Annotated in this window: 22 protein-coding genes and 3 pseudogenes; 18 read left to right on the plus strand and 7 right to left on the minus strand. The window is 38.8% G+C overall.

The genetic code is table 11. From position 1 onward, the window contains the following. Positions 1–64: 64 nt before the first annotated feature. A pseudogene (locus ACJROX_RS15255) lies at positions 65–241 on the plus strand (FtsW/RodA/SpoVE family cell cycle protein); the annotation flags it as partial. Positions 242–962: 721 nt separating this feature from the next. Here ACJROX_RS15255 and ACJROX_RS15260 read toward each other — a convergent pair. Continuing rightward, positions 963–1988 (minus strand): spermidine synthase, encoded by a 1026-nt coding sequence (locus tag ACJROX_RS15260; protein WP_408011516.1) that lies wholly within the window; start codon positions 1986–1988, stop codon positions 963–965. A 541-nt stretch (positions 1989–2529) separates the two neighbouring features. On the opposite strand from ACJROX_RS15260, the gene ACJROX_RS15265 reads away from it, so the two are divergent. Both ACJROX_RS15265 and ACJROX_RS15270 read left to right on the plus strand, forming a co-directional pair. Continuing rightward, positions 2530–3399 carry a helix-turn-helix domain-containing protein gene (locus tag ACJROX_RS15265; RefSeq protein ID WP_408011517.1) on the plus strand — a complete coding sequence of 290 codons (870 nt, stop codon included), beginning with the start codon at positions 2530–2532 and terminating at the stop codon, positions 3397–3399. A 73-nt stretch (positions 3400–3472) separates the two neighbouring features. Next, a complete protein-coding gene (locus tag ACJROX_RS15270) occupies positions 3473–4057 on the plus strand; it encodes a dihydrofolate reductase family protein (RefSeq protein ID WP_408011518.1) in 585 nt (194 codons plus the stop codon). Between the two features lie 442 nt (positions 4058–4499). Here ACJROX_RS15270 and purU read toward each other — a convergent pair whose 3' ends face one another. Further along, positions 4500–5399, minus strand: coding sequence for a formyltetrahydrofolate deformylase (purU, locus tag ACJROX_RS15275; protein WP_408011519.1), 900 nt, complete (start codon positions 5397–5399; stop codon positions 4500–4502). A gap of 353 nt (positions 5400–5752) precedes the next feature. On the opposite strand from purU, the gene ACJROX_RS15280 reads away from it, so the two are divergent. The 9 genes and pseudogenes from ACJROX_RS15280 (at position 5753) to ACJROX_RS15320 (ending at position 13883) form a co-directional block, all read left to right on the plus strand. Beyond that, positions 5753–6280 carry a cupin domain-containing protein gene (locus ACJROX_RS15280; protein ID WP_408011520.1) on the plus strand — a complete coding sequence of 176 codons (528 nt, stop codon included), beginning with the start codon at positions 5753–5755 and terminating at the stop codon, positions 6278–6280. A gap of 1038 nt (positions 6281–7318) precedes the next feature. After that, a pseudogene (locus ACJROX_RS15285) lies at positions 7319–7489 on the plus strand (cupin); the annotation flags it as partial. 116 nt (positions 7490–7605) lie between these two features. Next, a pseudogene (locus ACJROX_RS15290) lies at positions 7606–8081 on the plus strand (DinB family protein). A gap of 710 nt (positions 8082–8791) precedes the next feature. Further along, positions 8792–9724: a cytochrome aa3 quinol oxidase subunit II gene (qoxA, locus tag ACJROX_RS15295; RefSeq protein ID WP_408011521.1), complete on the plus strand. Its 933-nt coding sequence runs from the start codon at positions 8792–8794 to the stop codon at positions 9722–9724. 49 nt (positions 9725–9773) lie between these two features. Continuing rightward, positions 9774–11708 (plus strand): cytochrome aa3 quinol oxidase subunit I, encoded by a 1935-nt coding sequence (qoxB, locus tag ACJROX_RS15300; protein ID WP_408011522.1) that lies wholly within the window; start codon positions 9774–9776, stop codon positions 11706–11708. Positions 11709–11711: 3 nt separating this feature from the next. Next, positions 11712–12308: a cytochrome aa3 quinol oxidase subunit III gene (gene qoxC, locus ACJROX_RS15305; protein WP_408011523.1), complete on the plus strand. Its 597-nt coding sequence runs from the start codon at positions 11712–11714 to the stop codon at positions 12306–12308. A gap of 1 nt (position 12309) precedes the next feature. Then, positions 12310–12594: a cytochrome aa3 quinol oxidase subunit IV gene (qoxD, locus tag ACJROX_RS15310; RefSeq protein ID WP_408011524.1), complete on the plus strand. Its 285-nt coding sequence runs from the start codon at positions 12310–12312 to the stop codon at positions 12592–12594. A gap of 102 nt (positions 12595–12696) precedes the next feature. Further along, entirely contained in the window at positions 12697–12993 is a 297-nt protein-coding gene (locus tag ACJROX_RS15315) for a transposase (protein ID WP_408007393.1), read from the plus strand. Positions 12994–13001: 8 nt separating this feature from the next. Then, positions 13002–13883 carry an IS3 family transposase gene (locus tag ACJROX_RS15320; RefSeq protein WP_408007392.1) on the plus strand — a complete coding sequence of 294 codons (882 nt, stop codon included), beginning with the start codon at positions 13002–13004 and terminating at the stop codon, positions 13881–13883. 148 nt (positions 13884–14031) lie between these two features. Here the strand turns inward: ACJROX_RS15320 and ACJROX_RS15325 are convergent, their stop codons facing one another. Continuing rightward, entirely contained in the window at positions 14032–14298 is a 267-nt protein-coding gene (locus ACJROX_RS15325; protein ID WP_408011525.1) for a hypothetical protein, read from the minus strand. A gap of 363 nt (positions 14299–14661) precedes the next feature. Further along, positions 14662–15426 carry a DUF3891 family protein gene (locus ACJROX_RS15330; RefSeq protein WP_408011526.1) on the minus strand — a complete coding sequence of 255 codons (765 nt, stop codon included), beginning with the start codon at positions 15424–15426 and terminating at the stop codon, positions 14662–14664. A 208-nt stretch (positions 15427–15634) separates the two neighbouring features. Between ACJROX_RS15330 and ACJROX_RS15335 the strand changes: the two genes are divergently transcribed. Continuing rightward, positions 15635–15856 carry a divergent PAP2 family protein gene (locus ACJROX_RS15335; protein ID WP_408011527.1) on the plus strand — a complete coding sequence of 74 codons (222 nt, stop codon included), beginning with the start codon at positions 15635–15637 and terminating at the stop codon, positions 15854–15856. 235 nt (positions 15857–16091) lie between these two features. Here the strand turns inward: ACJROX_RS15335 and ACJROX_RS15340 are convergent, their stop codons facing one another. Further along, entirely contained in the window at positions 16092–17315 is a 1224-nt protein-coding gene (locus ACJROX_RS15340) for an O-antigen ligase family protein (RefSeq protein ID WP_408011528.1), read from the minus strand. A gap of 363 nt (positions 17316–17678) precedes the next feature. Between ACJROX_RS15340 and ACJROX_RS15345 the strand changes: the two genes are divergently transcribed. Together ACJROX_RS15345 and ACJROX_RS15350 are read left to right on the plus strand one after the other, a co-directional pair. Then, the gene (locus tag ACJROX_RS15345; RefSeq protein ID WP_408011529.1) at positions 17679–18587 is read left to right on the plus strand and encodes an endonuclease/exonuclease/phosphatase family protein; all 909 of its coding nucleotides are present in this window, start codon (positions 17679–17681) and stop codon (positions 18585–18587) included. 142 nt (positions 18588–18729) lie between these two features. Further along, the gene (locus ACJROX_RS15350) at positions 18730–18879 is read left to right on the plus strand and encodes a hypothetical protein (protein ID WP_408011530.1); all 150 of its coding nucleotides are present in this window, start codon (positions 18730–18732) and stop codon (positions 18877–18879) included. 89 nt (positions 18880–18968) lie between these two features. On the opposite strand, the gene ACJROX_RS15355 is transcribed toward ACJROX_RS15350, so the two are convergent. Then, positions 18969–19460 (minus strand): hypothetical protein, encoded by a 492-nt coding sequence (locus ACJROX_RS15355; protein ID WP_408011531.1) that lies wholly within the window; start codon positions 19458–19460, stop codon positions 18969–18971. 506 nt (positions 19461–19966) lie between these two features. Next, on the minus strand, positions 19967–20986 hold the full coding sequence (locus tag ACJROX_RS15360) for a DUF3231 family protein (protein ID WP_408011532.1): 1020 nt from the start codon (positions 20984–20986) through the stop codon (positions 19967–19969). A 128-nt stretch (positions 20987–21114) separates the two neighbouring features. On the opposite strand from ACJROX_RS15360, the gene ACJROX_RS15365 reads away from it, so the two are divergent. From ACJROX_RS15365 to ACJROX_RS15375, 3 genes are all read left to right on the plus strand, one after another. Next, complete coding sequence (locus ACJROX_RS15365; RefSeq protein WP_408011533.1) at positions 21115–21291, plus strand: hypothetical protein; 177 nt, start codon at positions 21115–21117, stop codon at positions 21289–21291. Positions 21292–21550: 259 nt separating this feature from the next. Then, a complete protein-coding gene (locus ACJROX_RS15370; RefSeq protein ID WP_408007393.1) occupies positions 21551–21847 on the plus strand; it encodes a transposase in 297 nt (98 codons plus the stop codon). Between the two features lie 8 nt (positions 21848–21855). Further along, positions 21856–22737 (plus strand): IS3 family transposase, encoded by an 882-nt coding sequence (locus ACJROX_RS15375; RefSeq protein ID WP_408007392.1) that lies wholly within the window; start codon positions 21856–21858, stop codon positions 22735–22737. The last annotated feature ends 42 nt before the right edge of the window (positions 22738–22779 follow it).

Raw genomic sequence — 22779 nt, forward strand, 5'->3', positions numbered from 1 at the left:
TGATACATGGTTTGGCAATTCGTTGACTAGAGATATATTTATTATTCCTTAGGCACATACTGATTTTGTATTTGCAACGTTAACTTATTCGCTGGGATGGTTTTTTACTAATGGTTTAATTATTTTACTTACCTTAATATTAATCCGTATGTTATATATACTAACCATCATTAAAGATCCTTTCGGAAAGCTATTACTTGTAGGATCCAATCACTTTATTTACAGTACCATTTGCTTTTAATATAGGCATGACTTTCGGTGTGCTTCCAATTATAAACGTATATTTACCTTTTATCAGCTATGGCACTGTACCAGTTATTACAAACTACATCATATTTACAAATAGATAAAGCAAGAAAGTGGGGAAGAAATTAATACAATGTGAGTATTCCTACTTTTACAAATAGCTAATTTAGGATTTGATAAAACATTACAATACTGTGAGAGATGTATGGATAAGAACGTGCCATTTTCGTGCCAAATTCCGTTCCAACTCAGATTTATATTAATTATAGACGAACTTTCTAATTCGTCGTTTCCATGATGTACAACAGTATAAAAACCATATGACCACAATCAACGCCTATCTTTTAATTCACCCACGGATCCACCCACAAAACACCCACAAAAATTTGATTTGGATTGAAAGTATTTGATTCCCTTTTTAAAATAAACATTGATATATCAATGATCTTGAATAAAGATGATAGGTTTTCTTATAAAACATGTTCCGTACACAAGTCCATCCTTGGGAACGCGAACAATATATCCAAACTATACTAATTTCCATAATCCCTTGGTACCATTGGTATCAGGGGTTTTTATTTTTGGATCAAATTAATGATTTCATTTGCAAGTGATGCTTGACCAAAATTCGACCTAAAAATTTAATGATTTAGGTTTTTGAGTAGCAAGGTTAAGAAAATGATAATCCCTGTTTTTCTCAAAATTAAAGATAAAAGTTAGTAGAAAGAACCGCTATTCTTTAAGAGAAATGATCGGTTTCTAACTTTTTTAACCATATGGTATTGGGTTAAAAAGATGAGACTCTCTTTGGAAATCGTTAAAGCATAGTTATAGGGGATGTAGACCATATCTTGAAGTCTCTCCGGGGATAAGAAACGTGTAGGAATAGGAATGGAGATATTATCGGCCAGTACCTGACTGTTCGTCGCCATACAAAATCCATAGTCTTCTTCATATTCCACTATGACATCGAAATGATAGGGCAATACATAAAATTCTACCGCCATCAAGGTTGCTTGTACAGACCATAAGTACTCTGGTATCTTGGCTAATGAAGGACAGGAAACGTTTATCACTCCGTCCGGTTCAAGTCGTTCTTTAAGAAGTTCAAAAAATTCCCAACTAAATAGGCGACTGAGTGCAGGACATTCTTCACTCGGCTCAGGAATGTCTATGAAAATCGCATCCCACTTTTCAGGGGTACTCTCCACGAATGCTCTCCCATCTTCTACAACTGTTCGCACTTTAGGGTGATTTAAGGCCCCTTCATTGAATTTGACAAGGGCTTCATTATTTTTACCAAGATTCATCATCATTTCATCTGCGTCCACTGTCGTTATTTCCTTCACATCCGGATAGCGCAGCGCTTCTCTTGTTGTAATCCCGCCACCGCCGCCGATGATGAGAATCCTTTCTCTTTTTCTTGCTATTGCCATAGGCACATGGATGAATGCTTCCGCATAAATTTCTTCGGCCTCAATTGTGCCAAACATCAAATCTCCTTTGCCGTAGACCAGCGTTTGTCCTTGATTTTCGACCAAGGCGATTTGCTGGATAGGCGATTTAATCTTGCGGATAATGCGGTAATCCCCATCCGGCTCCTCTTCTTCTGATACATAATCTCGGATCGATCCCGCACCCCAATAACGCCAATAGAGCCAGCCCAAGGTTTCAACGAAAAGGGTAAGACCTGCACCTATGGAAATCCAAAATAGTTGATTTATATCGATCGTTACCTTCACCTCCTCCCCTGTATATAATTATGTTATTTATTCTTTATTGGAAATGAGATAGGCAAAAGTCTTTTACAATTGCATCAAATTTGACATAGATATCTAATGTTTTAAACAGGACAATTACGCCGAAAAAGTTTTCCATCGAGTAAATTAGTGATAAAGCTCTAAATTAAACAAACTTCTTTATTCAATTAAAGTGCAGTTTAATGGAATAAATGGATTATAAAGTTATTCTACATAATGGCCATATTCTGAAGTAAAGAAGGGAATTAATTGGCTTATCTGGAATTGCAAGTTAGGACGTTAAAGCCGTATTGTGGAATAGGGCGGGAAGTTTATTATTTTCCTGCTAACGGACTGAGATTCCGCTATTTATAAAAAAGCGACATTTTTGGGAACTGATGGACACACGAGCCGCTAATGCATAAAAAAACGGCCATTTTGGAGCATATTTAAGAAAATAGAGGATTCCCTGTCCGTAGCATCTAATAAAATAAACTGTTTTAGCACTAATGATGCACGAGTACTGCCAAAGGGGGATATTACAATGAACCGAATGACTAAAACATATAACGTGAACTCACCTACATTTACCGTTTTTCCACCACGGGAGGCCTTAAGAAACGATATTGAATACTTTAGGGTTGCCGAATACGCCGGTACGGAAGGATTGGCGATAAAAGTATGTCCAAATGGGTTACCAGGTATTGTCTTTCAACATAACAACTGTCAGTCTGCAATCAAAAATATAGTCACCAACTCAGGGCGTATTGTGCGTATGCCCACATTATATATATACGGACAGGTGACAGAGCTTGCTGTTATGAATTTCAAAAGTGGGCCGTTCACTACGATACAAGCAGTTTTAAAACCTCACGCCCTGAAAACACTATTTGATATAGACGCATCGACACTAACCAATGGATCTATGGGATTTAATGAATTTGCTGCTGAAGACCTTAACACTCAGTTGATCGAGTCTAATAATATTCAGGAATGTATAACGCATCTTACAAACTTTTTATTGGCCAGACTCAAATCAGCCCAGCCCTGTGATACATTAGTAGAAGAAAGCCTACGTTTCATCCACACAAACATTAATTCCACGTCCGTAAAAGTAAAAGATTTGCTGGAACATTTGCATATATCAGAACGCCAGCTTGAAAAAAAGTTTATGCAGAACGTAGGCGTTTCACCTCAATTTTATATACGAGTAAAACGGTTTAACGAAGCCATAAGGCTGATGGATACTGGCCAATACGAGCGGCTTGGTGACGTTGCTTATGCTCTCCATTTTCATGATCAATCTCATTTTATTCGTGACATTAAAGTATTTTCCGGAATTACTCCGAAGAGTATATCTCAAAAGGTTAACGACTTCCACCACGATCAAATCGGATCTTCTTATTTAGTCTAGATCGACGGGATTATACAATTATTACAGTAATTGCGGTAGTAATATGTACTTATAAATGAAGGAGGTAGTATTGATGAGAAAAGTGATCATGTTAAACAGAGTTTCGGTTGATGGATATTTTGCCAGTCTAAATGATGCCACCTTTGGAATGGATTGGTTTGTGCAGGATTCTGAAGTTGACAAAGCTGTACGTGCCGGCGACAAGGGGGATGTTGACACACTTATCTTGGGTGGAATAACATATCGGGGTTTTGAGCGCAGTTGGGTCCCTGTATTGAATGATCTCAATGCGCCCAAAGAGATGAAGGCCGTGGCCGAAGAATTAACCAAAATGACCAAGGTCGTCTTTTCGAAACAACTGAAAGAAGTTACTTGGGAAAACACTAAACTATATGACGGGAATCTTGCAGAAGTGGTACGGAAACTAAAAGATGGGGAAGGTTCTGATATACTTATCATGGGGAGCGGTACAATCGTACAGCAACTTACGAACGAAGGCTTAATTGATGAATATTTATTTATAGTCACTCCAGTTGTTGCAGGAGAGGGAAAACCACTATTTAAAGATGTTAAAGAAAGGAACCTTAAATTGTTAGAAACAAGAGAGTTTCGATCAGGAAACGTATTGTTACACTACAAAACTGACTACAAAAGATAAAAGGGAATTGAAAAGCATTTAAAACCAATAGATCTTAATATTGGTGAGATCTCCGATCCTGTCTGTTGTTCAGTTTCGGAAGTGAACTGCTGTTGTTTGGTGATTTCAACGGCACCTTCCAAGAGTACATTTAGAGTAATGAAAACACAGATGATATTCAGCTATCTGGCGCGATAGTGGCATAACGGTAAAGAACTTTTTAATCAATCATAAATTTTGTGTGTACTGGTCGGGCGAATGAGAAAAGTAAAGAACTAACTTTTGAAACAGCCGCATTTTTCAACGGAAGAATGCGGCTATGTTAAAAATAGATTAAAGTCCATTAATGCTTCCTCAATCAGTAGTTCCCAATGTGCAAAAAAGAACTGACCTTGTTCAACAACATTAAGGCTAGTTCTGTACAATATATCCAATCCAAATCCCCATAAAAAAGCGGATTACATTAAAATACAATCGTTTTATTTTCATGAACAATGATACGATCCTCCAAATGCCATCTTACTGCTCTGGCCAACACACTTCTTTCTATTGAACGACCGATTTTTTTAAGCCGATCAACATCATCTCTATGATCAACACGGCTAATATCTTGTTCGATAATTGGGCCTTCATCAAGATTATTTGTCACATAATGTGATGTTGCTCCAATTAATTTTACACCGCGTCCATATGCTCGTTCATAAGGCCTTGCCCCAATAAACGCTGGTAGGAATGAATGATGAATATTAATAATTTTATTAGGGTTTGCTGCTACAAACTTGGGTGTTAAGATCTGCATATAACGAGCCAATACGATTAAATCAATATCATACTCTTTTAGCAGCTGTAATTGTTGCTCTTCAACTTGCTCGCGAATATCCTTATTTGCTGGAATATAATAAAATGGAATATCAAGTGATTCAACCACATCTCTCGCTTCCTCATGATTACTAATAACGAGGGCAATATCCGCCATTAAATCACCACTTTGCCATTCCCATAAAAGCTCTAGTAAGCAGTGGAGCTCTTTTGATACAAAGATCGCCGCTTTTTTCACTTTATAAACGTGAGTTAAATTCCATTCCATTGAGAACTCCTCAGCTATTCCAGAGAACTGCAGCTCCATATCCTTAGCTTTTTCTTTTAAACCCCGGCATTCAAATTCGATACGAATAAAAAAAGTCCCGCCCTCAGGATTTGTTGAGTACTGGCTTGATTCAATAATATTTGCATTATGTGAATACAAAAACTTTGAAATCGTCGAAACAATTCCAGGTTGGTCTGGACAACTAACTAAAAGACGACCACGATTTTGATTACGTTCTTGAAATAATCCAATTTGATCTTTAATAAATGAATTCATAATAAAAACCTCTCTATAAGTGATGAAAAACATTATACATGAGACAGAATAAATGGTTAAGAATTTTAATGAATTTATTCTTAGGTAATAACATCCAAAAATGTTACTGAATGCTCTTCCTAAGACTAGCCTTTCGAATAATCTGATTGATCACCTCTGATAAAACTAATCCTATTGCAATCGTACCAGATGTTTTTTGCAGCCACTTCTTTAGCTAAAGGCCAGGATTCTGGAATAAGAGGTTCCTATATTTAGCCACAAAAGGGCCAAATAATTGAATAACCAAACCTCTATATAAATGTTCATTAATTTCAATTATGAGATATAATGGAAGCTGAATAGGGGTGGATCGATTGAATAGAACTATGGAACAGGTACTCGTTCATCCGGACGGAACGACAATTACACTTCTAGATCAAGGTACAGATGAACAAGGGGAGTACTTGATTGTTGAACATTTGGTAATGAAAAGAGGTGCAATGAACGGCCCACATTGGCATCCAGTTCTGACGGAATCATTTACGGTTAAGGAAGGGATGATGCGCTTCATAGTAGATGGCACGGAACAGGTTCTTGGACCTGGCCAACATATAAAGGTTCTTCCCGAACAGGTGCATCAATTCTGGAACGAGAGTGGAGATCAGTTGATAGCAATCCATGAAATTCGACCACCAGGGAATCATTGGAACATGTTCAAGCTCATGCACAAATTAACCAAACAAAACCGATTAAATTCGAAAGGCGTTCCTCGGAATCCATTATGGTTAGGGATGGCATGGGAGTGTATAGATGGATATATAGCAGGACCTCCTATCATATTTCAAAGAGCATTATTCGGTGGGTTGGCACGACTCGCCCGTTCAGTCGGATATCGAATATAAACTTTTACAATCAAGACGAATTATTCAATTAAAGGGTGCGCGCGACAAGTTCTGTTATAAGCGCATTACTGCGCGAAAATACAGGGAGTTTAACAGTTTAGACTTCAACTTTACAACGGAGGATGGGAATGATGGAGCCATGTTTCTTGAAACCATCCCGTCAATACTCCTGCATGCGTTATAACTGACAGGTTATAGGGTATGAAGCACAGGTAGATTCGGCAGAACGAAGGCTGAAGCCAGAAAGGTATGCCAACGGATATGCCGCACGGCTGAAAAACTAGATATGGTGAGAATGTTCTTTGAGAAAGGAACTGACGAACTTCCGAATGTACAGGTCTAGATTTAAAACATGGGGAAACTTATGTGTCATCCAACGATGACGTGAGTGGTGTGGAGTAAAAGTGCGCCCTCTGAAACACGCTATATCGAACAAAGGCGATATCCAGCTCACAGGCTTATAGGAAGCACCTAATTCTAGAATGGATAGCTACGTTGTAAGGGACTTGGAAAGCAAGGAACGTTGAAATAAAGGACTGTTATCCGAAACGGTTGCCATAAAGATCATACTGAAAGGCATTTATTCTTGTGAGGGTAGGGGTATGACCTAGGAATCTCCTGTAATGGGAGTGGAGGAACAGCCCCAAGTCTAGCGAAGTGGAATGATTATTTTCCAAGCGTTCATCGCACCGATCGGGTAGGAACGTGGGAACATTGCCTCCAGCAGGAGGGATGCCACAGTGCGAGCTTTTAGTAGGAATTATAAGATACTTCCTGTCTAAAGGTAACGAGGAACTTATAGTCTAGTACAATTCGTTAGATGGAGCGCCGGATGCTGGGAAACTAGCACGTCCATGGTGTGGAGCAGGGGAAAAGCTGGAGATAACTTCAAACGCTTACCTACTGCTAACAGTTCAAAAGTATTGAAATGCGCTCGTTATTCCATTATAGGGGGCGCTTCTGGAACAAGGACATCGCTCATTTTTCATTTTTAAAGAGCCAGAATATAAGAAGCGAGGGAGAAGAGGAGGAATCTAAATGGATTATCATCCGATTAATCTAAGAGAAAAGTTATCTAAATTTAGTGAGCAATGGTCCCAAGTCATTGGTGAAATGAATGACTATCAGTTTAAGCTGGTAAAGGTTCTAGGGGATTTTGTATGGCACGATCATAAAGAGACTGATGAGGTATTCATAGTACTTGATGGCATTTCTCTAAGAAGGAGAAATGCACTCTTTTGTTGAACTAGAGCAGTATTATTTGAAATAAAATACGAAATGGACACAGGGAAAATATGATTATAAAAAATTATTATAAGGAGGAGATGACTTTAAATCGAATTGACTTGCTTTTAAACATACTAGATTCTACGTTTGATAAGGAAAGTTGGTATGCTCCACTCAAAAATGCAATTGAAGGAATCACGGTAGCACAAGCCAGCTGGAGACCAACTGGAGAGGCAACCAAAACCATCTGGGAGAACGTTAATCATCTCATTTATTACAAAGAGAGACTTGTAGCAAACATGCAGGGCCTTAAGTGGACACATAATCTCGACGGTAATGAAACCTTCTATCTCACTGAAGAGTCTAACGAAGATAAGGAATGGAATAAAGTCGTTGAACGAGCCGAGAACGTTCATCACAGTTTACGACAGTTGCTGATTAAGACTTCTGTTGAAGATCTTGAACGAAATTCACTTGAAGGGAAGCTACTGGACATATTTCTCCACGACGCCTATCATACGGGTCAAATTATTCAATCAGAAAAATGCAAGGGTCCTGGCCTCCTCATCGTTGATCGAACGAAGAAACATTTGTTATGGTGACATACACTATTGGTTATTTAACTATTTATAAGAGTCTCTAATGGCAGCTTAAAGCTGTCTTTTTGTATGTTAAGGTATTAGGCACTACTGAAAAGAATCCTAGAGTAAGAAATAAAACCTATTGTTTATTCAATTAAAGGGGAGTTGACCCATAATGTCTGAGTCTCTCATACTTAATGACATTTTGAGAAAAATCGTGTTTTGATACGAAAAGTTCCCGTTTGTTCATTAAATAAGTTCCCATGAAAGTTAGCGGGCAAGCGTTTGAAGTGCTAGTGAGGAAGGTTCAATTGGATAGAACTAATAACCTTTGGTATGACAACGATTATGCCAAGGGTTATTTTTTATGAAATTTTCGATTTCGCGCTAATTCAGATTTTTTTAAGTTCGTCTTTTTTCCAATTTAACAAGCTGAAAGACGGCAGATTGCCCCAAAGGTACTTCCAATATGAATAGACTGTTAGAATAACGAGTCATCAATTAATTATAGGGTTCGTAATTTATTTTGTCTTTAGTGCCAATGTTCAGACAACTGACAAAGGATTGTCAAATGTTTTTAGCAAATTAGTGACAAAGTTCACAACTTCACAAAGTAGCCGGATAATCCTGATAAAATAGAGCCAAGAAAGTTAATTGATACTTATATTCATAGATTTATCTAATGAGAAAGAGGGGTACTTGTATGAAACTCAAATTGGCTTTGTTTGCAATCATGATGAGCATTGTCACAGTGCTGACAGGTTGTGAGCAACTAACCGTGTTGGATCCGAAAGGACCTCAAGCTGAAAGGTTAGCCAGTGACATCATGTTGACCATGTTGATGATGGCGGGAATTGTGATTACCGTTTTCGTATGGCTTGTGATCATGTTGGTGAAATACCGTGCATCCAAACAACCTGCAGACTATGAACCACCTCATATTGAAGGCAACCCATGGGTGGAAGGAATATTGGTCGGGATTCCGGTCTTGATTGTTGCTTTCCTTTCTTTCGTTTCTGTTCAAAGTAACTATATTGTGGAATCGGCCCCGCAAGGATACGAAGAGAAAGAACCTTTGGTCGTCTATGCATCATCATCGGACTGGAAGTGGCATTTCAGTTATCCGGAAGAAGGGATCGAGACGGTCAACTATTTATACATTCCAACTGATCGCCCACTTGAATTCAGACTTTACTCACACGGACCGATTACGAGTTTCTGGATTCCTCAGCTCGGCGGGCAGAAATACGCAATGCATGCCCACTTAACGAAGCTTCATCTGGCTGCTGACGTTGAAGGAGATTATATGGGACGAAATGCGAACTTCAGTGGTGAAGGATTTGCTGAAAACAAGTTCGATGTGACAGCTATGTCCCAGCAAGAATTTGATGACTGGGTAAAAGAGGTAAAAGTAACCGCTGAACCGATCACCGAGAAAAAATTTGAGAAATTGCTTGAACCAGGCCATCTAGGACGGATGACGTTTACCGGGACACACTTAGAGTTTTCACCGGCTCCAGAACATCATCACGAAGGTGACAAGTATGAAAATGAACATAAACATTCTGATGAACATCACTCAGCTTCCGATAAGGAAAGCTCTGATCACGACGATCACATGAATCATCACGAGTAAACGAACGGGTTTTACCGATTAAAGATATTCTCGAAAGGAGTCAAATCGTATGGAATTCTTTGAACGATTTGCCATACCACATCCGAGTTTTGCGATATATGCTTCAATGGTGGCTGCCGGTCTTACGTTTATCGCGATCATTGCCGGCTTGACCTATTTTAAAAAATGGGGCTATCTCTGGCGGGAATGGATCACGACCGTTGACCATAAACGCATTGGGATCATGTACCTCATCTCTGCTTTACTGATGCTTTTCCGTGGTGGCGTCGATGCCATCATGATGCGTGCTCAGCTTGCTGTGCCAGACAATACGCTTTTGGATTCACAACACTATAATGAAATCTTCACAACCCACGGGGTCGTCATGATCCTGTTCATGGCAATGCCGTTTATCATATTCTTTATGAACTTTGTTGTACCACTGCAAATCGGGGCGCGTGATGTCGCGTTCCCACGCTTGAATGCACTCAGTTTCTGGTTGTTTTTCATGGGTGCGATGCTGTTCAACATTTCATTCATGGTCGGCGGATCGCCTGACGCAGGGTGGACATCGTACTTCCCGCTTGCAGATGGAGAATCTGTAGGTTCGCATTATTATATGATTGCGATTCAAATCGCTGGTATCGGTACTTTGATGACAGGGATTAACTTCATTACAACGATTCTCAAAATGAGAGCTCCTGGCATGACATTGATGAAGATGCCGATGTTCACATGGGCTTCTCTTATTACGAGCGTGATCATCGTGTTCGCGTTCCCTGTATTGACCGTTGCACTAGCGATGGGGACGATGGATCTTTTATTCGGAACACAGTTCTTTACACTGGATAATGGCGGAATGGCGATGCTCTGGGCAAACCTGTTCTGGGTTTGGGGACACCCTGAAGTATATATCTTGATTCTACCGGCATTCGGAATCTACAGTGAAATCATTTCAACCTTTGCTCGCCGTAATCTATATGGCTATAAATCGATGGTTGGATCCATGGTACTGATTTCACTTCTATCATTCGTCGTATGGGCCCACCATTTCTTTACAATGGGTCAGGGAGCATTCGCGAACAGTATCTTTTCCATTACAACAATGGCGATCGCGGTTCCGACAGGCGTCAAGATTTTCAACTGGCTGCTGACATTATGGAAAGGTAAAATCGAATTTACGACGCCGATGCTCTATTCGATCCTTTTCATTCCGCTCTTCACACTAGGTGGAGTGACAGGTGTCATGCTTGCGATGTCAGCTGCAGACTATCAGTACCACAATACGATGTTCCTGGTCGCGCACTTCCATAATGTGATTATCCCAGGTGTCGTGTTTGCAATGCTTGCTGGTCTGACGTTCTACTGGCCGAAAATGTTCGGTTTCATGTTAAATGAGAAAATCGGAAAGTGGACCGCATGGTTGCTTTCGATAGGTTTCCTGCTCGCCTTCATGCCGATGTATGTGACAGGCTTGGACGGTCAGGCACGACGTATGTACACGTATTCTGAATCGACAGGATTTGGACCGTTGAATATGGTCTCATTCATTGGAGCGGCGATCATGGCAGTCGGATTCGTACTGATCGTGTACAACATCTACTATAGTGTCCGCTATGCTTCAAGAGACATCAGCGCAGACCCTTGGGATGCACGTACGCTAGAGTGGGCTACCCACACACCGGTGCCTGAATATAACTTTGCGATCACACCGGAAGTAGCATCCAGTGAGGCGTTATGGGACGTCAAGAAAAAAGATCATGTCTTGTTTAAAGGGAAATATGAAAAGATCCACATGCCGAACAATAGTGGTGTACCGTTTATCATGAGCTGTATTTTCTTTGCATGGGGCTTCTCGCTCGTCTTCAGCTTATGGATTCCGGCAATCATCACAACAATCGGAATCTTTATATGTATGACATTGCGTTCATTTGAGAAAGATCACGGACATTATATTTCTGTGAAAGAGATTGAAGACACAGAATCAGAAATGCGAGGTGCTTAAGGTATGAAAATTGATCACTCGCTGCCGTTAGAATATAGCACAGAAGAGAATCGTTTGAAGATCTTTGGATTTTGGATTTTCCTTGGTGCGGAAATCATGCTTTTTGCGACGCTTTTCGCATCCTATTTTACACTCTATGACCGTACTGGAAGCGGTCCGAACGGAGCAGAGATTTTCCATATCACGCCTGTGTTATTCGAGACGATTTTACTTTTGACAAGTAGTTTTACAATTGGACTTGGAATCCATGCGATGCGTCTTGGCAGACAGAAAGCAATGATGGGATTCTTCGTCGTTACGCTATTGCTGGGTCTAGCATTTTTGGGCGTTGAAATCTTTGAATTCGTCACGTATGTGCATGAAGGAGCAGGAATACAAACAAGTGCGTTTACCTCAATCCTGTTGACCACATTGGGAACACACGGAACACACGTAACACTTGGACTTTTCTGGGGTCTTTACATCCTCATTCAGGTGAAAAGGGACGGTTTGACTCCTGAAACAGGGAATAAATCCTTTATTTTCTCGCTTTACTGGCACTTCCTGGACGTCGTTTGGATCTTTATTTTCAGCTTCATCTATCTGAAAGGGATGATGTAATATGAGCGAATTATTTCCTCTCAAACAGGTCATGGGATTCGTCTTTTCATTGGTCCTGACTGCAGTTGCTTTAGGGGTATATGTCTTTGACATGTCGTTTGCGGTAGGGATGACAGTCCTTCTTGTCACTGCATTCCTGCAAGCAGGTCTTCAGCTCGTGGTGTTCATGCATGCAGGTGAAACCGAAGACAAGGGTGCCATTTATACAAATGTATACTACGGCGTAATCATAGCTCTGGTTACCGTCTTTGGTACATTGCTAGCATTGGTCTGGGATATGGGATAAGTTAAGAATATATAAAGAGGAGTGCCTTTATGATATGATCCCCACATAGTAGACAGAAAAAAGAAAGCACATTAATCTGTCTATTATGGAGGGGATTTTTCTATGGGGAAAATGAGACAATCATATGATGTTGCATTTAAGAAAAAAGTAGTGGATCTATATATTAAAGATGGTATGGGCTACGATACGGTTGCGAAGGAAGTAGGTATTTCTAGTTCAGTTGTACGTCGTTGGGTTCAACACTTTGAGGCAGAAGGAATAAAGGGTCTCGAGGAAAAGCGCGGGAAAGCAAAAGGACCTGGGAAAGGCAGACCAAGAACCCGTCCTGAGGATCCAGAAGAGAAAATCAAACGATTAGAAGCCGAGAATGAAATGTTAAAAAAGTTCTTAGGGAAGTAAAAGGGGGTATGGAAGCCGTATCAACAGGTACTAAGTATAAAGTGATTCAAGATATGTCCAAGAAACAATACCCTGTCCAACTTCTATGTGAACTTGCAGGGGTATCAAGGGGCGGATATTACAAGTGGTTAAAGCGTCAGGAAGCCCCCTCTTCTAAACAGTTAGAGGATGATAAAATCAAGAAGTTAATCATAAAGTGTCACACAAAGCTCAAGGGGATTTATGGTTATAGAAGGATACATGTCTGGCTTAAGTCGGTACACAATTTACATATGAATCATAAACGGGTTCAACGCTTGATGGGTGAATTGGGAATAAAAGCCATCATAAGAAGAAAACGGCCCTACTACGGAAAGAAGGAAGCTTATGCCATCTCAGAAAACCATTTGAACCGAGATTTTAAAGCCTCTAAGCCAAATGAAAAATGGGTAACAGACATTACATACTTAATTTTTAATGGACAAAGATTGTATTTATCGGCTATTAAAGACTTATACAATAACGAAATCATCGCATATAAAATCAGTCAAAGAAACGACCTTCAACTAGTAATGGATACAGTAAAAAAGGCAAGAAGAAAACGGAGTGTAAAAGGAATTATCCTTCATAGCGATCAGGGATTCCAGTACACCTCAAAACAATATAACCAACTGCTTAAAAAATACAAAATGAAAGCGAGTATGTCTCGAAAAGGAAACTGTTGGGATAATGCTTGTATGGAGAACTTTTTTAGCCATTTTAAAACAGAATGTTTTCACTTATACTCTTTCCGAACCTCTGAAGAGGTTAAGTTTGCCGTCCACCAATACATACGATTTTATAATCACCAGAGATTTCAAAAGAAATTAAACAACCTGAGTCCCTATAATTATAGAGCTCAGGCTGCTTAAAAATGCTTTTTAATTTCTGTCTACTTGACAGGGGTCACTTCATTAGGGTGCTCCTTTTTTTATATATAGAAAAGCAAAAATTTGCCGTATGTCGTTATACGGCAAATTTTATCGTTTAAATGTAAGTTTACTATACCTTTTCTTCGTCTTAAAACTTGTCAAACGAGTTTTCTTTAGCTTTGAGTGGGGTTACATGAATTCCTTTATAACTTTTCTCAAGCATTTCTTCCGTCGCTGCAAAAAACAATCCGATAAGGAAGATAAAAACAGAACCTGTAATTGTTCCAATACCAATAGAAATTAAAAATTCGAAACCGCTTACAATAAAACCGAATAGAAACATCATAATGCCTAATGCAAGGACTGATCCGCCAACACACTTGGTAGCGTTCAATAGTTTTATTCTAGATTTCATGTTAATCATCCCCTTTCCTCTATTATTCATTTATCTTCACAAAGTTGTCAAATACTTTTCACTGTTTGTACACACTTTTTTGTTTCTGGGTAAAATGTATGTTTTACCAACCAGGTTCGTTACCACTTCTTCCGAGTGATTTGCTTACGCATACTTTTGTATCCTTCTACACTCTTTTCCATAAAACAGCTCCTTTCTTTTTTTGAAAAGAAAGGAGCTGTTTTATCAATACACCAGTATCGTGCATCCTATGGAGTATTCAAAAGTGCACTTCTCATTAACAGTGCTGTTGTCAACATTCTCACAGACCGTCCTATTGTTTTATGGCATGCAAAAAGAAATCTGCATAAGTAGCGATACGGTCTAAGTCAAAGTAAATGTTCTCTCTTTCCATTCCGTATCCTTATAGGCTTTCGCTATCCCCAACTGGTGGATATCTGTTTTCTTTACATTTTTGACTTTTATAGATACAACGGCCGGAGAGGCTAAAGGAAAAGGATGCAGAGATACATGCTTCGAGTCAAGCCACTCTGCAATGATCTTATTTCCCTCTGCAAAAGGAAAAATCTGTTTAAATCCATCTTTAAACCAAGGGAATTCCTCTGCCTTTGGGGTTCCAGGTTCTTGCATGCATAAATATAATGAGAGATCATCACAAAATTGGACCATAAGGAAGTGATTTTTTAATAGGTCTTCATTAATTGCACCAAAGAGGTTCAGTTGTTCCATCAAACGGTCTTGCCGGGCTTTTTCCTGTCTAGTGAATTCAATTGCGGCAGGCTCCTTGGCCCCGACCAAAAAGGAATGGTAATGGAGACTACACAGTAATCCGGCGTACGGAGACTGTCTTTCAACTTCCGCAATTCCTTTTTTATAAAAGGTAAGTTTCGGGATCAGAGGAAAATCGATGAAGGAATAAGGCTTCTTGGCACTATCATTCCAAAAAGGAGATTCATCCAGATCGATCCAGGCACGGTCATGTTGTGCGATTGCAAAAATCACATCACTCCATCTTTCGGTTCCTTTGATATAAGCAGAATTCCAATGCCGAGCAATATCCCCTGAAAGCAGACCATGATGATGCTGCGGAATCATTACCCAATCGTCTTCTCTTTCATAGATGACCAAGCTATCACCCCATTCTACGTTATTAAAAGTTGTTTCCTCTACTATATTTCATATGTTTGCAATCAGGCAAGGCTACTTAGTCGAAGTCTGGAAAAAGGATGATTTTATAATAAGGGTGAAAGTTTATGCGTAAGATGAACAAAGGGATATTTACGGGGCTTTCGACGATGAGGATTGTACATGGACTGAAAATTTTCACACATAGAGGTTGACGGGCAAGAGGGATATAAAACAGGTAGCTACGACAGGCGGGATGCCAAGTTCCCATTCAACGGCCGTATCATCGCTTGCTACATATATAGTAACCAATAAAGGGTCGCATCACATGGAAGTAGCACATGCTATCATTTTGAGTATGGTCGTCATGTATGATGCCCAAGGGATACGCCGTCATACAGGGGAAATTGCTCAACTCGTAAACGATTTGTAAGATAAATTCACAGCATTTTCAGGTGATTTTCCAAGCTTTGAGTTTGTTCAGAGGGATAAGGAACTGAAGGAGCTGTTAGGACTTCAACCGAAGTTCTTGGTGGTGTAATTTTAGGACTGTTTTAGGTTATATTTCTGATAAATGTGAAAATAAGTAGGAGGACCGGTTATTAATGATTTTGCGGAAAGTTCATCTTCCTCAACTTCCTTAATATATATCCTAATCTCGCCCATTTTTAGAAGAAGAACCGATAACTCCATTTTGGAATACTTAAAATCCAGGTACTCCTAAATGACAACCTTGCCGTATATTTGTCCCAATATGCCATTAATATGATCGTCATCAATGCCACTTGTGGGGAGAAAAGTACATAATCAAAAACTCCGGTCAACAACATGACAGGTAACGAAAGTAAAAAAGAGTCGAGATATTTGTTGTTTTGTTTGGTGAAATAAAGATAGATCACCTTGTACATATTGATAAGAAGTACAATGAGACAAGCGATCCCACCTAGAGCACCGTATTCGGTGAACATACCCAGAAGCAGGTTATGGGCGTGGGGGATTTGTTCGTTAAAATAATGGAAATATTCTTCCTTGAATCCCATGGGTGTCATACCAAATAAAGAATGCTCTTGCCATAGACTGAACGAATTTTTCCATATTTCTTTTCTCGTTTCTGCTGATTGTAGAAGATGTTCATTCCTTGGCATCCAATCCAGGATCAACCTCATATTCATTCCCATAGCTAGAATGAGGATGAATGTTACTGGTTTATTCCATCTGAATAAAAAAAGTAGAAAAATGACCAGCATTGCTGAGAAACCTGCTCTGGAGCCTGTTAAAATGATAGCATGGGCAAGGATACAAGTAATGACCGCTTGAATGCTTGTTTTTAAATAATCTGCTTTTCTAAGATTTTTTAAACATTCCGATAGGAGGAACGATAAACCTAATAACAAGAGAGCGACTGAAAAGTTTGGATTATATGCGGCACCGATTAACCTTTTGTAACCCTGTATGCTACCTGTCCCGATTAAAGCTGTACCAGAGATATAGTTTTGGAAGGTAGGACTGATCAATAATTCTTGAAAAGGATACAAGCTGTAAAAATAAACCCCTCCGTAGATCGTGATCCACTTGAATGCTAAGAAAGTTTTCTGGACGCCATTTCTCGTTATTTTCATATAAATTCCCATATACGATAGGATTAACGCTGGAACCAAGAAATACGACTGATCATCCATAACCATCGAGGAACCGATGGATGAAACAAACATACAACCCAACAGGAATAGACCAGGAGTCAAACTCAATCCCGCTCCATTTTTCCAAGCCTGGTGCAAATGGTAGCTTCCGATTACTAATAAGAGAAAAACACCAATCGGAGGCAGTATGAAGCTTAGAAAAATACACATTTCCAGGAGATATTTCTTTAAGAATAATAGTGCAGTTTTCACCATAGTTAACCCCTCAGTTGGAAGAATTGAGTTATGTTTGGTAACTATCATACATAAAAAGACAGATATATTTCTGATTTTTACATTAATTAAACGAAATTTTTACTATTTAACAAATAACGTAAGCGAGGGTTTATAATAATTTGTTCCATTTATCTAACCACAAAGCAAAAAAGAATGGCAATCCAAGACTGCCACTTTTTTCTTAATTGGTATGGAATATTGCATCCTCATCCTTTCGCTTTTATATGAATCTGATCAATAGTTCATAAAATTAACATAACACGTACACCTCCTTAATTAGAGGTTTATAGACTTCTAGTAAGTTAATACTTGATCAATTACATAAGGAGGGAATGGGTTTTGAAAAGAAATCATTTCAAACCGATGTATTTACTGTCGTTCGTACTTTTACTTTTAGTCAGTTATTTGAACGGGAGTCCGACAGCATTCGCGAGCAAGGATGAAAATGCTTCTAATTTGGATTTAAAGGTGATGACTTTCAATTTGAGGTATTTAAACGATTACGATCCATCACCACATACTTGGGCAGAGAGGAGACCAACGGTAAAAAAGCTGATCAATATGGAGAGCCCTGATATTTTTGGTACTCAGGAAGCGGTTTACCAGCAGGTTGAAGATGTAGATAAGGATTTACCTAAATACGATTGGATTGGTTTAGGTCGTGAAGGTGGCAGTAAAGGGGAATTCATGGCAATCTTTTTCAACAAAGAACGCTTTACACCGTTAGAGTATGATCACTACTGGTTATCTGATACACCAGAAGCTGTAGGTTCCACCTCCTGGGGGAACACCATCCCAAGAATGGTCACATGGGTGAAATTCCTGGATGAAAAAACGAAAGAATCCTTTTATTTTGTGAATACTCATTTTGATCATCAATCCGAAGAAGCGAGACAAAAAAGTGCAGAATTGATTTCAAGAAAAGTGGAGGAATTCGATCCATCCCTGCCGGTCCTTTTGACTGGAGACTTCAATGCAAGTCCAAAGAGTGTGCCACATGAAAAACTAACTGCCACAGGACCGTTTATTGATCTATGGGAATCTGCAGAAGATAGAGTAAATGAGAACCTAGGAACCTTCAATGGATTCGATGATCCGACAGGTGGGGGATCGGATAGACGTATTGACTGGATTCTTTCCAAAGGTAATGTAACAGCCGAAAAAATTGAGATATTGGACTATAAGAAAAACGGTCAGTTCCCAAGCGACCATTACCCTGTCATAGCTGATGTATCCCTTCACTATTAATTATGAACGACCTCCAAAAAATATGGAGGTCGTTTTTCTTAACGGAACTTTTCCTTTTCCATAATGTAGCAAGGTTTTTTAGATAGGTATCGTATACATAGTTTTCATAATGGAAAAAGTATGCACGAAAGGAGATGGTTATATGGATAAGAAAAAGAAGGAGGAGCCTACAGTCGCTCCAGGAATGGATAGTTACGAACAGCTGAAAGAAGATGCCACAGAAGAAGAAATCAAGAAAGGCGACTATACAAAAGTCACTAGGCTTTCTTTGGATGAAGTGGATCCAAGCTAAGCAGACACAGCTAAGTTTAATTTTGGGACTAACAACAAGCGTCTATACCCTAGATACCATTGGTGTCTAGGGTTTTTAAATGTTTAAGGTTAATTATTTCTCATCAGTTTTATTAGGTGATAGTAAATGATTTGTAATATTTGAGCGGACATGTAGATCGGTACGGACCAATACATTCTGTATCCCTTTTCATAATGAAACAATCCGACTTCTCTTCCAACCCATTCAAGAAACAATGATAGAACAATCCATGATAATATGTAAGCGATTGTCATAAATCCCTTGATTTTCAGCCTTACATAGAGATACATGAAGAAATAACTATAGGGACCATACATCAGATAGCTGAAGAAATCGATTGATTGATAACTGGAATTGTCATTCACATCATAGAAATCCCATGGGGATACACTGATTGTATGGTCATAAAACATCCCAATGTACACCCCGTATACAAAATGTGCAGTTCCCTCTATAAATGAGAAAACTTTTGGGGTTACCCAAATGAGAATAATTAATAAAACTAGACTGATGATGACATACCATTCATTTAAGTCAAATGAATTTTCATAAACCTTCATATTGACGCTCCAATTGGAAGTAACGAATTATTTTGACCAAACCTAAGCCAATTAAGAAGTAGGTTGTATCCACGATGGTCTTATAATAGAAATTAATTTTAATAAACTCGATAACCTTAAAATGATCCGAGAGATAATTCACTCCTAGTAAAAAGGCGAATATACAGATGAAAATGCTAGCCCGTTTCCCGATTGACGCAGTTCGCATATATAAATTGATAAAAATAAGCACGAGTAGAGGTATCAGGATTTCCCTGTTCAAAAGGAAAAAAAGGAATAAGAAATGTTCCTCTGTCGTTTTTATAACTTTCAATTCCATTGACATGACCGTTGTGAAATTTTTGGTCAGGATAGATATCAACATGAACAGCAATGAATTTTGCAAGAAGGGCAAACTTTTATTGAGAAAAAAGAAAACCAATGAGACTAAGAAGGTTATTGTAATGATAAGCGTTAATGCCATTTAAATCATCCTTTCATTAGACCTTTTGAAAGGTATGAGATAATCATTTAGTCTCTTTTTTCTTGATGAGATCTTGTTTATCTGTCGTCCCAGGAGGTTCCTCCAACCATGAGTTCTGAATCATAAGATCTGCTCCATCTTTTGCATATTGGGCGATTTCAAGAGATAGTCGTTGGTAATTTCCTATCAGGTCGCTTCTCTGGCTTGCTGCAGATGCAGTTGCATAATTCCCCATACCAGATGCACTCATGAACCCTATTTGAAAAAGAGCCAGTTTGTCCGAAAATGGTGGTGTAGTCGAATCGGTTATGGACGCATCGGATGTAATTGGTGGCTGGATATTATTATCAAGTAGGGTTTTTGTAAATATTTGAACATGTTTCTTAGAAATGTCCCTTCCTCTTTGCATATATGTTTGGATGTTTTCTCTTGGTGAACCTTGTGCAAAACTTAGAGCAAGTTTGCTTCCCATCAAGTTAGTCTGAATGTTCATATATAAATGTGAAATTTCAACAGCATTTAATGGCCGCTGTTTACTGAAAAATGAAATCCCGCTCAAATATTTTTTAGAATCTACAAAGTCAGTTTTAGTCTGATAATCAATATAAGGAGCTCTTACAAAAACGCCTTTTGAGAGGGCAACCTGGGAGCTTAAGTCATACAACTTGGCGGTTTCTTGCAATCCTTCCATGAAATTGGCTCTCATATCGTCTCTTACACTCATAGATAGAAAACCGCTGTATCCAAGCAAGCCTACTTTTGCCATATGATTAATGTATGTGAGTATGAAAACATCACAGTACATACGGGGGGCGTTCAAATTAACGTCCTCTTTTATGGTGAAGCCTACAGGTACAGGAATCCCTTCTTCATTGAAAAGACTCGTCAATTTTTCGATATGAGCGTTAGAGAGATCATAGGAATATTGGACGATGGGCTTTATCTCTTCATCTTCTACGATTTTAAGGAAATAACTCAAAACACATTTTGACATGCAATCCTCGATATAATTCGTCCATGTCGAAGCGATTTCAGAAGCGGTCAATTGTATTTTTCCAGTCATTGTCTGGTACCTCCGATGAATAATAAATTCACTTCAAGTTATATTCTGTGTAAATATCCGCATATTATCACGGCAATCCGGGGGAACTTTGAACGATATGAACTAGTCCAAAAAAACTATAAAAAATTGTGCGAAGGAATATAGAAAAACGTTGGCTGTTCTATGTGCAGACAAATTCTTTTTCGAATTTCTTGATTGATACATACGATTTGGAGACGTTCTTGGAGATCTACAATAAATCACAGTTGATAACAAAAATAGTAGTAGTCTATGGGAAGGATTTACAGGAATTAGAAGAAGAGTAGTTAGAATTCCTAGCGGATCAGAAAATCAATAAGAAACATAGGAAGGAGAAAATACCGGATGGACTACTGGAAAAATTTAAAAAGGAATTCAACACGTAAGCTGTCCCACCTTCATGTAGATCCCTTGGGTTTCATAACCACCTGGTTTTCAAATTGATAGACAAATAAAAAATAGAGCTGTCCTTATTGATATGATCCCCACATAGTAGACAGAAAAAAGAAAGCACATTAATCTGTCTATTATGGAGGGGATTTTTCTATGGGGAAAATGAGACAATCATATGATGTTGCATTTAAGAAAAAAGTAGTGGATCTATATATTAAAGATGGTATGGGCTACGATACGGTTGCGAAGGAAGTAGGTATTTCTAGTTCAGTTGTACGTCGTTGGGTTCAACACTTTGAGGCAGAAGGAATAAAGGGTCTCGAGGAAAAGCGCGGGAAAGCAAAAGGACCTGGGAAAGGCAGACCAAGAACCCGTCCTGAGGATCCAGAAGAGAAAATCAAACGATTAGAAGCCGAGAATGAAATGTTAAAAAAGTTCTTAGGGAAGTAAAAGGGGGTATGGAAGCCGTATCAACAGGTACTAAGTATAAAGTGATTCAAGATATGTCCAAGAAACAATACCCTGTCCAACTTCTATGTGAACTTGCAGGGGTATCAAGGGGCGGATATTACAAGTGGTTAAAGCGTCAGGAAGCCCCCTCTTCTAAACAGTTAGAGGATGATAAAATCAAGAAGTTAATCATAAAGTGTCACACAAAGCTCAAGGGGATTTATGGTTATAGAAGGATACATGTCTGGCTTAAGTCGGTACACAATTTACATATGAATCATAAACGGGTTCAACGCTTGATGGGTGAATTGGGAATAAAAGCCATCATAAGAAGAAAACGGCCCTACTACGGAAAGAAGGAAGCTTATGCCATCTCAGAAAACCATTTGAACCGAGATTTTAAAGCCTCTAAGCCAAATGAAAAATGGGTAACAGACATTACATACTTAATTTTTAATGGACAAAGATTGTATTTATCGGCTATTAAAGACTTATACAATAACGAAATCATCGCATATAAAATCAGTCAAAGAAACGACCTTCAACTAGTAATGGATACAGTAAAAAAGGCAAGAAGAAAACGGAGTGTAAAAGGAATTATCCTTCATAGCGATCAGGGATTCCAGTACACCTCAAAACAATATAACCAACTGCTTAAAAAATACAAAATGAAAGCGAGTATGTCTCGAAAAGGAAACTGTTGGGATAATGCTTGTATGGAGAACTTTTTTAGCCATTTTAAAACAGAATGTTTTCACTTATACTCTTTCCGAACCTCTGAAGAGGTTAAGTTTGCCGTCCACCAATACATACGATTTTATAATCACCAGAGATTTCAAAAGAAATTAAACAACCTGAGTCCCTATAATTATAGAGCTCAGGCTGCTTAAAAATGCTTTTTAATTTCTGTCTACTTGACAGGGGTCACTTCA

This window comes from Pseudalkalibacillus sp. A8 (assembly GCF_045920555.1).
Classification (GTDB): Bacteria; Bacillota; Bacilli; order Bacillales; family Fictibacillaceae; genus Pseudalkalibacillus.

What these genes read in the sequence shown, in the direction of transcription:
- ACJROX_RS15265 (WP_408011517.1), top strand. Translation starts at nt 2,530, where the DNA reads ATGAACCGAATGACTAAAACATATAACGTGAACTCACCTACATTTACC.
- ACJROX_RS15270 (WP_408011518.1), top strand. Translation starts at nt 3,473, where the DNA reads ATGAGAAAAGTGATCATGTTAAACAGAGTTTCGGTTGATGGATATTTT.
- purU (WP_408011519.1), bottom strand. Translation starts at nt 5,399, where the DNA reads ATGAATTCATTTATTAAAGATCAAATTGGATTATTTCAAGAACGTAAT.
- qoxA (WP_408011521.1), top strand. Translation starts at nt 8,792, where the DNA reads ATGAAACTCAAATTGGCTTTGTTTGCAATCATGATGAGCATTGTCACA.
- qoxB (WP_408011522.1), top strand. Translation starts at nt 9,774, where the DNA reads ATGGAATTCTTTGAACGATTTGCCATACCACATCCGAGTTTTGCGATA.
- qoxC (WP_408011523.1), top strand. Translation starts at nt 11,712, where the DNA reads ATGAAAATTGATCACTCGCTGCCGTTAGAATATAGCACAGAAGAGAAT.
- qoxD (WP_408011524.1), top strand. Translation starts at nt 12,310, where the DNA reads ATGAGCGAATTATTTCCTCTCAAACAGGTCATGGGATTCGTCTTTTCA.
- ACJROX_RS15315 (WP_408007393.1), top strand. Translation starts at nt 12,697, where the DNA reads ATGGGGAAAATGAGACAATCATATGATGTTGCATTTAAGAAAAAAGTA.
- ACJROX_RS15320 (WP_408007392.1), top strand. Translation starts at nt 13,002, where the DNA reads ATGGAAGCCGTATCAACAGGTACTAAGTATAAAGTGATTCAAGATATG.
- ACJROX_RS15325 (WP_408011525.1), bottom strand. Translation starts at nt 14,298, where the DNA reads ATGAAATCTAGAATAAAACTATTGAACGCTACCAAGTGTGTTGGCGGA.
- ACJROX_RS15350 (WP_408011530.1), top strand. Translation starts at nt 18,730, where the DNA reads ATGGATAAGAAAAAGAAGGAGGAGCCTACAGTCGCTCCAGGAATGGAT.
- ACJROX_RS15355 (WP_408011531.1), bottom strand. Translation starts at nt 19,460, where the DNA reads ATGAAGGTTTATGAAAATTCATTTGACTTAAATGAATGGTATGTCATC.
- ACJROX_RS15360 (WP_408011532.1), bottom strand. Translation starts at nt 20,986, where the DNA reads ATGACTGGAAAAATACAATTGACCGCTTCTGAAATCGCTTCGACATGG.
- ACJROX_RS15370 (WP_408007393.1), top strand. Translation starts at nt 21,551, where the DNA reads ATGGGGAAAATGAGACAATCATATGATGTTGCATTTAAGAAAAAAGTA.
- ACJROX_RS15375 (WP_408007392.1), top strand. Translation starts at nt 21,856, where the DNA reads ATGGAAGCCGTATCAACAGGTACTAAGTATAAAGTGATTCAAGATATG.